The organism is Kitasatospora sp. GP30, assembly GCF_029892145.1.
GTDB lineage: Bacteria > Actinomycetota > Actinomycetes > Streptomycetales > Streptomycetaceae > Kitasatospora > Kitasatospora acidiphila.
Genome location: NZ_JARZAH010000020.1, coordinates 46,430 through 59,385, shown reverse-complemented (window position 1 = coordinate 59,385; position 12,956 = coordinate 46,430). Strand labels below are relative to the sequence as shown.

The window sequence follows — 12,956 nt, the reverse complement described above, 5'->3', positions numbered from 1 at the left end:
CCTTACTGCAGCGGCACGGTGGTGAGCGGCGTCGGGCTGGTGCCCTGCAGCGCGCCGCTCATGGTGTCGCGCCAGATCGGCCCGGCGAGGGTGCCGCCGAAGGCCTGGCCGACGACCGTGCCGCCGATGCTCTGGCCGTCCAGCGGGCGCGGGTTGTCGGTGTCGGTCACCACGGTGGCACCGGACAGCTCGGGCGTGTAGCCCACGAACCACACCTGCTTGCTGTCGTTGGTGGTACCGGTCTTGCCCGCGCTGTCCCGGTCGCTCAGGCCGGCGGGGCTACCGGTGCCGTCCTGCACCACGCCCTTGAGCATGGTGGTGACCTGGTCGGCGGTCTGCGTCGACATCACCTGGCTGCACTGGCTCTGCGGCACGTTGATCGGCTTGCCGTCGGGGCCGGTCACGTCGGTGATGGCGGTGGGGGTGCAGTAGGTGCCGTGGGCGGCGAAGGTCGCGTAGACGTTGGCCATCTCCAGCGGGGTCAGCGCGTTGGAGCCGAGCGCCATCGCCGGGGTGACGGCCAGCTTGTCGCCGCCGGCCTGCTGGGTGATGCCGAGCTTGTTGGTCATCTGCGCCACGTTGCACAGGCCCACGTCGCCCTCCAGCGAGGCAAAGTAGGTGTTGACCGATGCCGCCATCGCCGGGCCCATGGTGAACGGGCCGACCAGCGAGGTGCTGTCGTTGTGCACCGTGCCGGTGCTGGGCTGCGTGTAGCGGCCGCCGTTGCAGTCCGTCATCACCGGCCAGGGCTCGCTGTACGGCGAGGCGTAGGACTGCGACGGCGTGATGCCGTTCTCCAGCGCGGCCGCCGCCACGATCGGCTTGAAGGTCGAACCGGTCGGGAAGCCGATGCCGCCGCCCATCGACTTCTCGACGTTGTAGTTGATCTGCGTCTGGTTGGCGTTCACGCCGTACGGGCGGCTCTGGCCCATCGCGACGATCTTGCCGGTGCCGGGCTGCACCACGGTCGTCGCGGTGGCCGCCTTGTCGGTGGCGTAGACGTGGCTGGTCACCGAGGACTGAAGGGCCGCCTGGGCCTTCGGGTCCAGGGTGGTGTGGATCTGCAGGCCGCCGCGCTTCCAGAGCGCGGCGCGGGCCTCCGAGCTGGCGCCGAAAGCCGGGTCGCTGAGCACCTGGTTCTTCACGTAGTCGCAGAAGAACCCCTCGCCCTGCTGGGCGGTGATGCAACCCTGCTGCGGGCGGCTGACGTTCAGCTGGACCGGGGTGTTGATCGCCTGATCGGCCTGGTCCTGGCTGATGGTGCCGTACTGCGCCATCTTCTTCAGCACGGTGTCGCGGCGTTCCTTGGCCGCCTTGGGGTTGGCCACCGGGTCGTAGCCGCTGGGCGACTGCACCAGGCCGGCCAGCAGCGCGGCCTGCGGCAGCGTGAGGTCCTTGGCGTGGACGTTGAAGTACCGCTCGGACGCCGCCTCGACCCCGTAGGCCTGCTCACCGAAGAAGGTGATGTTCAGGTAGTTGGTCAGGATCTGGTCCTTGCTCAAGGTCTCCTCGACCTTGATCGCGTACTTCATCTCCTTGAGCTTGCGCCCCACCGTCTGGGCCTGGGCCGCCAGCACCGCCTGCTGGTCGTCGCCGGCCTCCTCGACGAAGACGTTCTTCACATACTGCTGGGTCAGTGTGGAGGCGCCCTGGGTGCCGCCGCCGCCCGCGTTGTTGCCGACCGCGCGGAGGACGCCCTTCACATCGATCGCGCCGTGCTGGTAGAAGCGGTTGTCCTCGATGTCCACCAGCGCGGACTTCATCAGCGGGGATATCTGGTCACTGGGCACCACAGTCCGGTCCCGGTCCCAGACGGTGGCGATCACGCCGCCGTTGGCGTCGTAGATCGTCGACGCCTGGCTGAGCGGCGGCGCCTTGAAGTCGTCCGGCAGGTTCTGGAAGTCGTCGACGGCGCTTTTGGCGGTCAGCCCGAGCCCGCCGACGGCTGGGACGGCGACCCCGGCCGTGAGCACTCCGGCGGCCGCGCTTGCGCCGACGAGCTTGGCAGCAAAGCCGCTTTTCTGGATGAAGGTGCCAAAACGCGACGAAGACATGCCTTGCACTCTATGTAGAAAAGATGAGGAATCGGACCAAACGGCGGGCGTCGTCCGTCACAAGCCTGCGACAATGTCCGCCTACGGACCTTCGAGGTGCTGCCCATGACTCCGGCCCCGTCCGGCGGCGAGCTGCCCGGCCCACTGGCCGCGCTGGCACCGTTCCTGGAGCACTACGGCTATCTGGCGGTCGGCCTGCTGGTGCTGCTGGACAATGCGGCGATCCCGGTGCCGGGCCAGACGGTGCTGATCCTGGCCGCCGTCTACGCAGGGGCCGGACGGCTCTCACTGGCCGGGGTGGTGGCGATCGCGCTGCTGGCGGCCGTGCTCGGCGGCTGCGCGGGCTACCTGCTCGGCCGCTTCGGCGGCCGGGCCCTGGTGCACCGCTACGGCCGCTACGTCGCGCTGACCGAAGACCGGCAGCACAAGGCGGAGGCGTTCTTCAACCGCAACGGCGGCAAGGTGGTGCTGATCGCCCGGTTCGTCGACGGGCTGCGCCAGACCTACGGGATCATCGCCGGCACCACCGAGATGGCCTGGCGGCGGTTCATGCTCTGGAACGTCCTCGGCGCCGTGCTCTGGGTCGGGGCCTGGAGCACCGCCGGCTACCTGGCGGGCGGCAACATCAACGAGGTCTACCGGCAGGCGCTGCGGTACCAGCTCTTCCTGCTGATCGCCCTGGTCGTCCTGGTGCTGGCCTGGCTGCTCCGCCGACTGCTGCGCCGACGCCGCGCCGAGCACGGGAACCGCCACTGAGCACGGCCACGGTCACTGCCGCCGCCGCCGCGCACGGGCGCCGCCGCTGAGCGTGGTCAGAGGCGGCGGCGCCGGGGTGCGCACCCGCCGAGGGCGGGCCCGCTGGTCAGGGCATCAGCTTCTCGACTGCCGCGGCGCCCTCCTTCTCCAGCTTCTGGCGCGCCTTCTCGACGAGTTCGGGAGTGACATCCCGACCGGACGCCATCACCAGGTCCACCGGGTCGACGGGATGTTCGGCTCCGGTGTGCAGAAGGTTGTCAGGAGTGGGCTGCTCACTCTCGATCGACTCGGACATGGGAAGCCTCCGTGGGTCGGGGCGTGGCCGGATGGTCCTGCGTTACTCCCGAGTGTGGGCCCGAACCGGTGCGATGCGCACCCCGACGCCAGCACCGAGCGCGGTTCGCTCCCTTGGCCGTCTCGGGTGCGCCCCGGCGGTCGGCGCTGCTTAGTCTGCGGACATGACCAGCCACGAACTGACGTCCCGCGTCGGGGCGCGATCCCGGGAGCAGGTTGAGAGCGCGCTCGCGCGCCTGGAGTACATCGGCGACACCCCCTTCGAACCCTCACCCGCCCGTCACGGCTCGCTGGACGGCTACCGCTGGGCGCTCGGCCGGGCCCGGCTCGCGCCGGTGACCACCAGCATGGCCAGCGGGCCGGAGGGCCCGTGCCCGGCGCAGTTGGGCGCTGAGCAGCAGGCCGCCCAGGTCCGCCATCTCGATCTGCGGGTCGACCCGGCGCAGCGCGAGTACGCCCGAGGCGTCCATGACGCGCTGGCCTGGGTCTGCGCCCGCAGTGACGTTCAGCCGTAGCAGCCCGTACGTTCAGCCATAGGAGGCCGTAGGAGCCCCGTAGCAGTTCGTAGCGACCGCTAGCCGACCACCGGGCCGCTCAGAGGTGCCGCCGCAGGAACGCCAGCTGGTGCCCCAGCAGCTCGGCGCTGGTCACCGCGTGGGTGGCGCCGCTGAGCGGCAGCACCTCGTGCGGGCGGCCGGCCGCGAGCAGGGCGGCCGACAGCCGCAGCGTGTTGGCGGCCAGCACGTTGTCGTCGACCATCCCGTGCACCAGCAGCAGCGGGCGGCGCAGCTTCGGCGCGTCCAGCAGCAGCGAGCTGCGGTCGTACCAGTCGGGGTGCTCGTCCGGGTGGCCGAGGAAACGTTCCCGCCAGTGGGTGTCGTACAGCCGCTGGTCGTGGTTCCCGGCGCCGGCCACCGCCGCGTGGAAGACGTCCGGGCGGCGCAGCACCGCCGCGGCCGCCAGCGTGCCGCTGAACGACCAGCCGCGGATGCCGACCCGGTCCAGGTCCAGCAGTCCCGGTCGGCGCTCGGCGGTGGCGTGCAGCGCGGCCACCTGGTCGTCCAGCGCCGGGTTGACGCTGTCGCCGTACACCTCGCGTTCCCAGGCCGGCCCGCGCCCCGACACCCCGACGCCGTCGGTCACCAGCACCGCGAAGCCCTGCTCGGCGAACCATTGGGACTGCAGCGCCCACCAGGCGCCATCGTCGACCACCTTCTGCAGCGCCGGCCCCGCGTACGGGTCGAGCAGCACCGGCAGCGGGCCGTCGCCCTCCCGGTGCCAGGACGGCAGGAAGAGCTGGGTGCGCAGCCCGCGCGGGCCGACCGCGGCCGACTCCACACGCAGGGCCAGCGCCGGTGCCTCGGCGTGCGAGGCGATCTCGACCGCGGGCCGGCCGGGGCGCAGCACCCGGGTGCGGCTGCCGGGCCGGGCCAGCGAGCGGGCGGTGTGCACCAGGGTGGCCCCGCTGCGCACACCGCTGTGCCGCCCCGGCTCGTCGGTCAGCCGCCGAGCGCCCGACTCCGGCTGCCAGCTCCACAGTTCGACCCGGGTCGGCTCCTCGGAGGCCGCGAAGAGCACCTGGTCCCCGTCGACCGACAGCACCTCGCGCAGCTGCAGCCCGGGCGCGGTGACCGGCTCGCCGTCCACGGTGAGGTGCCGGGTGTCGCCCCGGTCGGCGAACCCGAGCAGCGCGCCGCCGGCGGTCCGCGCGGGCAGGCCGTGGACCAGCTGCACCCAGCAGTCGTCGTGCTGCTCGTGCAGCGTGGTGGTGGCACCGTCGACCGGGTCGATCGCCAGCAGCCGCACGGTGTGCTGGTCGCGGGTCTGCACCGCGGCGAACGGGCCGTGCGCGTCCCAGCCGGCGGCGGTCAGGTACTCGAAGGCGGCGCGGTCCCACCGCACTTCGGTGCGCCGGCCGTCCAGCTCGGTGAGCCAGAGGGTCACCTCGGCGTTGGCGGTGCCGGCCGCCGGGTAGCGGACGGCGCGCGGCGCCAGCTCGGGTCGGGCCGGGTCGGCCAGGTACCAGAGCGCCACCATCGACTCGTCGACCCGGGCGACCAGCAGCCGCATCCCGTCCGGCGCCCACCAGTAGCCGCGCTGGCGGTGCATCGACTCGGCGGCCACATGCTCGGGGCGCCCGAAGGAGACGGCCGGACCGTCCGGCACGGCCACCGCGCGGTCGCCGGTGCCGTCGGCCTCGATCACCCGCAGGGCGTCGCCGCTCAGGTAGGCGATCCGGCGGCCGGTCGGGTCCGGGCGCGGGTCGACCACCGGGGCCTCGGCGGGCAGCCGGCGGGCCGCTCCGGTGGCGGTGTCCACCGTCCACAGCTCACCGGAGAGTGTGAAGACGGCCAGCGTGGCGGCCCGGTCGGTGGCATAGCCGGTGATGCCCCGGCCGAACTGCCGGGTGCGCTCCCGGCGGGTCCGCTCGGCCTCGGAGAGCTGCTCGCCGGCACCGCCGAGCAGTTCGGCCGGGTCGACCAGCAGCCGCTCGACGCCGGCGCGGCCCTCGGCCGGCTCGAGGTCCAGCGCCCAGAGGCAGCCGACCGGGTCGGCGCCGCCGCGGCTGCGCACGAAGAGCACGGTGGTGCCGTCCGGGGCGACGGTGAACTGGCCCGGGGCGCCGAGCGTGAACCGCTGGGTGCGGGTGAGCTGTTCGGGCAGCGTGGTGCTGGTGGTAGTCGACATTCCGACACTCTGCCACTCGCGCGGGCCGGCCCGGAAGCCGGTATTCAGGGCGACACCGCCGGACGGACAGGATGGCACTGCGGGACGGGAAGGCGGAGCCGACCTGACACCCGGTGCCGCGATGGTGGCCAAGTGGCCAACAAGTGACGGGCATTCAGCCGAAAAGAACTGAAAATCCGACCGTCCGGGGTGCGGTGACGCCCCGGCAGGGCCAGTCTGGACCCATGGGCGGAGTCGAGTGGCCACTCAGGGTGACCGGAGCTTGGGTCCGTCCAGGATCCTGGAGTTCTCACCCTGGAGAGGACCCGATGACCTCGGACCTGACATCGCACCAGCTGACCGCCGGCCGGCCGCCGATCCCGATCGACTACCACCCGATCGAGGGCCCCGCCCAGCACCTGCTGGTGAGCGGCGAGCAACTGCACGCCAACGCCTGCCTCTACTGCGGCACCGACCAGCAGCAGCTGCACACCGCCGGCCACGCCTACACGCACAGCGGCGGGCTCGCCTGGGTCGTGGTGGCCTGCGCCGCCCACCTCGCGCTCGGTCGGGCGGAGGTGGCCCAGTCGGCCGCCGCGGCCGCCGAAGCCGCCCAGGCGGCCCGCCCGGCAGGTGTCGATGAATCCGTCCGTCCGACGGTCACCGCCGAGCCCCCGGGCGGGGTGGCGGCCCAGCAGTGACCATCCGGCGGTGCCACCCCGGGGCGCCCGGGGCGGCACCGCCAGTCGTCAGCAGAACCGTTACGCCGGGGTGCCGAAGTCCTGGGTCCACCACGGGCCGCCCTGACCCATGTGCACGCCCACGCCCAACTGCTTGAACGCGCAGTTCAGTATGTTCGCGCGGTGCCCCGGGCTGTTCATCCAGCTGTTCATCACGGACGCCGGATCCGACTGGCCGCGGGCGATGTTCTCGCCCCAGGTGCTCCACTGGTAGCCGGTCGCCTCGATCCGCTGCTGCGGGCCGGCGCCGTCCGGGTTGGTGTGGTCGAAGAACTGGCGGGCCGCCATGTCGTCCGACTGGTGCTGGGCGGCCTGCTGCAGCTGGCCGTTGGCGGTGACCGGGCCGCAGCCGTTCTGGGCCCGCTGCACATTCACAAGCTTGATCACCTGAGTGATGAAGGCCGTCTGTCCGGGGGCCGGGGCCGCGAGGCCGCCCGGGCCGGGCTGCGAGGGGGCGGGCGGCGCGCTGCTCGGCTGGGGCGCGGCGCTGGTTGGCGACGGCGTGGGCGCGGCCGAGCGGGAGGGGGTCGGTGAGTCGGACGGGGAGGGCGAGCTCGACTCGGACGGCGAGGCGCTGGGCGGCGCGGTGCTGGGCGAGGGCGACGGCGAAGCGCCGGCCAGCGCGTCGAGCAGCAGGCCCGCGGTGCCGGGGATCGCCGCCGAGAGCCCGGGGTCCCGTGCGTCGGCCTGCCGGGAGCCGGTGCCGTCGGGGCCGCCGATGCCGTCCCAGACCATGCCGGCCGCGACCAGCACCAGCAGCGCGCCGACCACGGTGGCGGCCTGGCGCCGCCGCCGGGTACGCGCCCGCGCCCGGGCCCGCACCCGGGAGAGGCCCCCGGCGGCCGACCGTCCGGAGCTGCGGCCACCCGTCCGGTGCCGCGCCGGACGGACCGCCGCGGTGGGCGCGTCAGATGTGTTCGGAGCGTCAGCCGTGCTCGGCACAGCAGCCGTGGTCGGCACCTCGGCCGCCGTCGGCACGGCCGGGAACCGGCGTGGCAGCGGCAGCAGCGCCAGCCCCGCCAGCAGCCCCTCGGCGGGCACCAGGCCGCGGGCCGGCTCCTGGCAGTCGGCGCAGTCGCGGACGTGCCGGGTGATCCGCTTGCGCCACAGCGGCGCCGGGGTCCCGTCCCAACCCGCCGTCAGCTCGGCCAGCGCCGGGCAGCCCGGCTGGGCGGCCAGCGCCCGCACGGCGGTCCGGGCGCCGTCGAGGCGCTCCTTGACCCGCTGCACCCGGACCGCGGTGTGCTGCGGGCTCAGCTCCAGCGCCGCCGCCAGCTCGGCCCTGGTCAGCTCGCCGGCTGCCTCCTGCCACCAGAGCGCCAGCACCTCGCGGTCGGCCGCGTCCAGCCAGCGGGTCGCCTCGGCCACCTCCCGGCGCTGCCCGGACAGGCCGAGGCGCACAATGGTCAGCTCGGCGAAGTCACCGGCCGGATCGGGCAGTTCGCGCACCTCGTCCAGTCCGTCGGTCTGGCGGGCCTGCTGGGCACGGTGGCGCTGGCGCACCTGGTTCATCGCGATCGCCACCAGCCAGCTGCGGAAGGCGGCCGGGTCGCGCAGCGCGGGCAGTCCGTCCACCGCGCGCAGCATCGTCTCCTGCACCACGTCGTCGGTGTCCGGGTGCCCGTTCAGCGCCCGGCCGACGATGTTGTAGACCAGCGGCAGGTGCTCGCCGAGCAACTCCTGACGAGCCGTCGCGTCATCCGTCCGCGCCCGCACCGCCAGGTCGCGGTACCTGTCCGTCTCCACCCGTGCCCACCTTCTCCAGCCAACCGACCTGTCCACAGCAGGAGATCCGCGCGGTGGAGCCGGATAACGGAAATTCGGGCCCGACCTTAATCGAACGGTGCGCGGGGCCCGGGCAGCGGGGCCCGGGGTGCGGGCAGCACCAGCCGATTGCCGGTCGGCCGATTGGCGCAAGCCGGGTTGCGCAGGCCGGGTTTCGGAGGCGGCCAGGGCTTGTCTCACGGATCAGGTCGGCCGCGTCGCGCGCCCGGCATGATCCTCGAGAGCGGCCCTAGTCGGCCGGCGCCAGCGGCAGCCGCAGCACCAGCCGGGCGCCGCGCGCCGCGTCCTCGGCGGTGAGGGTGCCGTAGTGGTGGGCGGCCAGATCGCGGGCTATCGCCAGGCCCAGGCCGGCACCGCCGTGGTCCCGGCTGCGGGCGTCGTCGAGCCGGGTGAAGCGCTCGAAGATCCGCTCGCGGTCGGTCGGCGGGATGCCCGGGCCGTCGTCGGTGACCTCCAGCACCGCCAGCTCCGCGCCGTCCTGCGCCAGGACGGTCAGCCGGACCGCGATCGAGTGATCGGCGAACCGCTGGGCGTTGTCCAGCAGGTTGGTCACCACCCGGGTCAGCCACAGCCCGCTGCCGGTGACCTGCACGTCCGGCGCCAGCTCGGCGCTGACCGGCACCCGGTCGCCGTGCCGCTTGTCGACGGCCTCGCGGACCAGCTCGGTGAGGTTCAGCGGCTGGTCGGGGAGCGGCTCGGCGGCGTCGATCCGGGCCAGCAGCAGCAGGTCGACGGCGAGCTGCTGGAGCCGGTCGGTGTCCTCCAGCGCGCCGCTGATCAGCTCCGGCCAGGCGGCCGGGTCGCGGACCGCGAGCGCCACCTCCAGCTGGGTGCGCAGCACGGTGATCGGGCTGCGCAGCTCGTGCGAGGCGTCCGCGATGAACTGGCGCTGACGCAGGCCGGAGGATTCCAGCCGGTCCAGGGTGGCGTTCATGGTGGCGGCCAGCCGGGCGATCTCGTCATGGGTCTGCGGCACCGGGACCCGGCGGTGCAGGTCGCGGTCGCTGATCTCGGCGACCTCGGCCCGGATCGCCTCCACCGGGCGCAGCGCCCGGCCGGTCACCCACCAGGTGACCACGGCCACGGTGACCAGCAGCAGCGGCACCCCGACCAGCAGCGCGGCCGAGGTGGTGTCGTCCGCCGCGTCCGCGTCCCGCAGCGAGGTGCCGGCGTAGACGGTGATCAGGCCGCTGCCGGTCTCGGTGGTGACCTGCACCACCTGCTGGCGCTGCTGGTCGCCGAGCAGGCCGATGTCCCAGGTGCTGCGGACGGTGCCCGGGCTGGTCGGCTGGTGCTGGGAGATCGGGGGACGGCCCGCCAGGTTCTGGCTGGAGGTCAGCACCCGGCCGTTCTCGGCGACCACCTGGATGAAGTCGGCGCCGTGGGTGGGCGGCAGCAGCGGGTCCAGCTTGCCGGCCACGGCCGCCTGCGCCACCGCGTCGGCCTGGGCGTCGGCGTCGGCCTCGGCGTTGTGCAGCAGGTTGGCGTCGAGCAGGCCCACCAGCGCCATCGAGGCGATGGCCAGTGCGATCGCCACCACCGCGCAGGCGCCCAGGGTGGCCCGGGCCCGCACGGTCAGCGGCCGCAGCCTGGCCAGCCCGCGGCGGCGCGGCGGCAGTGCGTTGGCCGTGCCCGTGGTGGTGCCGAGCCGCCGCACCGGGCGGTCAGCCACCGTCGGCCGCCAGCCGGTAGCCGGCGCCGCGCACGGTCTCCAGCGCACTGCGGCCGAACGGCGCGTCGATCTTGCGGCGGACCGCGCTGATGTGCACCTCCACCACATTGGGGTCGCCCTCGAAGGCGCTGTCCCAGACCTGCTCCAGGATCTCCCGCTTGGGCACCACCTCGCCGGCCCGCCGGGCCAGGTACTCCAGCACCGCGAACTCGCGGGCGGTCAGCCGGATCGGGGTGCCGCCCCGGGTGCAGGTGTGCCGGGCCGGGTCCAGCAGCAGGTCGCCGAACTCCAGGCTCTGCGGGCGACGGCGGCCGGTGCGCCGGGCCAGGGCGCGCAGCCGGGCCACCAGCACCACGAAGGAGAAGGGCTTGGAGAGGAAGTCGTCAGCGCCGGTGTCCAGCGCCTCCGCCTCGTCGTACTCGCCGTCCTTCGCGGTGAGCATCAGGATCCCGGCCTCGTTGCCGGCGGCCCGGAGGCGGGCGCAGACCCGGTAGCCGTTCACGCCGGGCAGCATGATGTCCAGCACGATCACGTCGTAGTCGTGCTCGCCCGCCAGCCACAGGCCCTGCGGGCCGTCGTGCGCCACATCGACCGTCATCCCCTCGGCCTGCAGCCCGCGCTGCAGCGCCGCGGCCAGCCGCCGCTCGTCCTCCACCACCAGTACCCGCATGCCACCAGGATTCCAGGCCGACTTAACGATTTGCTGAAGACCCCTTCAGCTAGCTTCAGGCTGGCTTCAGGTGGACCGTCGCATGCTGTGTCGCAGCAGTTCGATGAGATGGGTTGGTTCGAGCGCCGGCGGAGGCCTCGGTCAACACCGACAGGGTGGGGCAAACCGGGCAATTCGCCCATGGGTTGGCCGAGCCGTCGGAGGGCGGACACCCGGTGTCCGGCCGCCATCCACCCGGACTCCCGCTGGGCGGCCTACCGTCACGGCCTGACCGGCCCCGACCGACTCGGGCCGGCTCCGAATGGGATCTCGGGGCCGGTCCGTCCGGCCCGTGGTTCGGCCGGGCAGTCCAGGCAGGGGGTCCCAGTACATCCGTATGACGCAGCGAGTCGCGGGTGCGGCTCCGCTGTCGGCGGGTGGCCGGGCCCGCCTGGGAAGGAGCCTGATGCGGTCGAGTCAGCCGCGCCGGATCACCGTCGTGTCCGCGAGCGTGGGGGCGGGGCACGACGGCGCCGCCCGGGAGCTGGTGCGCCGCCTGAAGGCGGCCGGCTTCGACGCCCAGTGCCACGACTTCCTCGACCTGCTGCCGCCGGGCTGCGGTCGGCTGCTGCGCGCCAGCTACGCGCTGGAGCTGAAGGTCGCCCCGTGGGCCTGGGGCTGGCTGCTGAGCGGCCTGGAGAAGAACCAGTCGTCGTCGGGCATGGTCAGCTCGCTGTTCGCGAAGGCCGCGGCCCGCAGAACCAGGCAGCTGATCGGCAAGGACGTCGCCGCCGTGGTGTCCACCTACCCACTGGCCAGCCAGGCGCTCGGCCGGCTGCGCCGCCGCGGCGAGCTGGACGTGCCGGTGACCACCTTCCTCACCGACATGTCGGTACACCCGCTCTGGGTGGCGGACGGCGTCGACCTGCACCTGGCGCTGGACCCGGTGGCGGCCGCCCAGGCCGCCCGGCACGGCGCCAAGGACATCGAGATCTGCCAGCCGCTGGTCGGCCCGGCCTTCCGTCCGGCCCGCTCGGCCGCCGAACGGGCCCGCGAGCGCGCCCGGTTCGGGCTGCCCGCGGACCAGCCGGTCGCGCTGATCACCGCCGGCTCCTGGGGCGTCGGCGAAGTCGAGCAGACCGCCAGGGAGATAGCCGCCGCCGGGGTGGCCGTGCCGGTCACCGTCTGCGGGCACAACACGGCGCTGCGGGACAAGCTCGTCGCCGGCGGCACCGGCGTCGCGCTCGGCTGGGTGGACGACATGCCCGCCCTGCTGCGGGCCAGCGACGTGGTGGTGCAGAACGCCGGCGGGCTCACCTCGCTGGAGGCGATGGCCAGCGGTCTGCCCGTGGTCAGCTACCGCTGCCTGCCGGGCCACGGGGTGACCAACGCGGCCGCGCTGGACGAGGCCGGGCTCGCGGTCTGGATACGCGACGAGAAGCAGCTCGCCGCCACCCTGGCCGAGGCGCTGGCCCGGCCCGCGATCCCGCGCCAGCGGACCGCGCCCAGCGCCGAGCGGGTGGTCGCCGCGATGGCCGGCGACGTGTCCGCACCGATCCTGAAGGTGGCCTCGTGACGACCGCGACCCGCACCCTGGCCCTGACCGCCGGCGCCCTGGCGGTCGGCCACAGCCTGCCCGCGCTCACCTCGCTCGGCCCGCTGCGGCCGCTGCTGGCACCGAAGTTGAGCGGCCCCGGCAACCCGCGCCACGTCGCGCTCACCTTCGACGACGGCCCGGACCGCGCCTCCACCCCGCTCTTCCTCAAGGAACTGGAGAAGACCGGCACCAAGGCCACCTTCTTCCTGCTCGGCCAGATGCTCAGCAAGGACCCCGAGTTGGGCCGCGAGCTGGTCGACGCCGGACACGAGGTCGCGGTGCACGGCTGGGCGCACCGGCCGCTGCTGATCCGCGGCCCGCGCGCCACCCTGAACGACGTCACCCGCGCCAAGGAGCTGATCGGCTCGGTCACCGGCCAGGAGCCGCGCTGGTACCGCCCGCCCTACGGCGTGCTCAACACCTCGGCTCTGTACGCGGCGCGGCGCAACAACCTGCGCCCGGTGCTCTGGACCCACTGGGGCCAGGACTGGACGGCCAAGGCCACCCCCGACTCGGTGCTGCGCACCATCACCCGGGGCTCGCTCGCCGGGGCGACGCTGCTGCTGCACGACTCCGACTGCACCTCGGCGCCGCAGGCCTGGCGCTCCACCCTGGGCGCGCTGCCCCGGCTGCTGGAGCGGTGCGCGGAGCAGGGGTTGACGGTGGGCCCGCTGCGCGACCACGGCATCGGCTGAACTACCCGGTGTGAACGCGAAAGGCGCCTGACGGATCGTCAGGCGCC

11 protein-coding genes are annotated in these 12,956 nt (G+C 73.6%); 5 read left to right on the top strand and 6 right to left on the bottom strand.

What is annotated here, in order from left to right; all coding sequences use genetic code 11:
- Positions 1-2 precede the first annotated feature (2 nt).
- Positions 3-2,054: a transglycosylase domain-containing protein gene (locus P3T35_RS24735; RefSeq protein ID WP_101383478.1), complete on the bottom strand. Its 2,052-nt coding sequence runs from the start codon at positions 2,052-2,054 to the stop codon at positions 3-5.
- A 105-nt stretch (positions 2,055-2,159) separates the two neighbouring features.
- Between P3T35_RS24735 and P3T35_RS24730 the strand changes: the two genes are divergently transcribed.
- Positions 2,160-2,810: a DedA family protein gene (locus P3T35_RS24730; RefSeq protein WP_101383479.1), complete on the top strand. Its 651-nt coding sequence runs from the start codon at positions 2,160-2,162 to the stop codon at positions 2,808-2,810.
- A 106-nt stretch (positions 2,811-2,916) separates the two neighbouring features.
- Here the strand turns inward: P3T35_RS24730 and P3T35_RS24725 are convergent, their stop codons facing one another.
- On the bottom strand, positions 2,917-3,105 hold the full coding sequence (locus P3T35_RS24725) for a hypothetical protein (RefSeq protein ID WP_101383480.1): 189 nt from the start codon (positions 3,103-3,105) through the stop codon (positions 2,917-2,919).
- Positions 3,106-3,268: 163 nt separating this feature from the next.
- Here P3T35_RS24725 and P3T35_RS24720 point away from each other — a divergent pair, with 163 nt between their 5' ends.
- Positions 3,269-3,619, top strand: a complete 351-nt coding sequence (locus P3T35_RS24720) for a hypothetical protein (protein WP_101383481.1) — start codon at positions 3,269-3,271, stop codon at positions 3,617-3,619.
- Positions 3,620-3,698: 79 nt separating this feature from the next.
- On the opposite strand, the gene P3T35_RS24715 is transcribed toward P3T35_RS24720, so the two are convergent.
- Entirely contained in the window at positions 3,699-5,792 is a 2,094-nt protein-coding gene (locus P3T35_RS24715; RefSeq protein ID WP_101383482.1) for a prolyl oligopeptidase family serine peptidase, read from the bottom strand.
- 308 nt (positions 5,793-6,100) lie between these two features.
- Between P3T35_RS24715 and P3T35_RS24710 the strand changes: the two genes are divergently transcribed.
- Entirely contained in the window at positions 6,101-6,472 is a 372-nt protein-coding gene (locus tag P3T35_RS24710; RefSeq protein ID WP_101383483.1) for a hypothetical protein, read from the top strand.
- Between the two features lie 60 nt (positions 6,473-6,532).
- Here P3T35_RS24710 and P3T35_RS24705 read toward each other — a convergent pair whose 3' ends face one another.
- The 3 genes from P3T35_RS24705 to P3T35_RS24695 form a co-directional block, all read right to left on the bottom strand.
- Positions 6,533-8,257 (bottom strand): sigma-70 family RNA polymerase sigma factor, encoded by a 1,725-nt coding sequence (locus P3T35_RS24705; protein WP_101383484.1) that lies wholly within the window; start codon positions 8,255-8,257, stop codon positions 6,533-6,535.
- A 268-nt stretch (positions 8,258-8,525) separates the two neighbouring features.
- Positions 8,526-9,884 carry a HAMP domain-containing sensor histidine kinase gene (locus P3T35_RS24700; protein ID WP_280707811.1) on the bottom strand — a complete coding sequence of 453 codons (1,359 nt, stop codon included), beginning with the start codon at positions 9,882-9,884 and terminating at the stop codon, positions 8,526-8,528.
- Between the two features lie 76 nt (positions 9,885-9,960).
- Entirely contained in the window at positions 9,961-10,638 is a 678-nt protein-coding gene (locus P3T35_RS24695; RefSeq protein ID WP_101383485.1) for a response regulator transcription factor, read from the bottom strand.
- A 445-nt stretch (positions 10,639-11,083) separates the two neighbouring features.
- Between P3T35_RS24695 and P3T35_RS24690 the strand changes: the two genes are divergently transcribed.
- Complete coding sequence (locus P3T35_RS24690) at positions 11,084-12,193, top strand: glycosyltransferase (RefSeq protein ID WP_180356719.1); 1,110 nt, start codon at positions 11,084-11,086, stop codon at positions 12,191-12,193.
- The gene (locus tag P3T35_RS24685; protein ID WP_101383487.1) at positions 12,190-12,909 is read left to right on the top strand and encodes a polysaccharide deacetylase family protein; all 720 of its coding nucleotides are present in this window, start codon (positions 12,190-12,192) and stop codon (positions 12,907-12,909) included. The genes P3T35_RS24690 and P3T35_RS24685 overlap by 4 nt, the downstream gene beginning before the upstream one ends.
- The last annotated feature ends 47 nt before the right edge of the window (positions 12,910-12,956 follow it).

Coding starts and splice junctions, on each gene's coding strand:
- P3T35_RS24735 (WP_101383478.1), bottom strand. CDS start 2,054: ATGTCTTCGTCGCGTTTTGGCACCTTCATCCAGAAAAGCGGCTTTGCT.
- P3T35_RS24730 (WP_101383479.1), top strand. CDS start 2,160: ATGACTCCGGCCCCGTCCGGCGGCGAGCTGCCCGGCCCACTGGCCGCG.
- P3T35_RS24725 (WP_101383480.1), bottom strand. CDS start 3,105: ATGTCCGAGTCGATCGAGAGTGAGCAGCCCACTCCTGACAACCTTCTG.
- P3T35_RS24720 (WP_101383481.1), top strand. CDS start 3,269: ATGACCAGCCACGAACTGACGTCCCGCGTCGGGGCGCGATCCCGGGAG.
- P3T35_RS24715 (WP_101383482.1), bottom strand. CDS start 5,792: ATGTCGACTACCACCAGCACCACGCTGCCCGAACAGCTCACCCGCACC.
- P3T35_RS24710 (WP_101383483.1), top strand. CDS start 6,101: ATGACCTCGGACCTGACATCGCACCAGCTGACCGCCGGCCGGCCGCCG.
- P3T35_RS24695 (WP_101383485.1), bottom strand. CDS start 10,638: ATGCGGGTACTGGTGGTGGAGGACGAGCGGCGGCTGGCCGCGGCGCTG.
- P3T35_RS24690 (WP_180356719.1), top strand. CDS start 11,084: ATGCGGTCGAGTCAGCCGCGCCGGATCACCGTCGTGTCCGCGAGCGTG.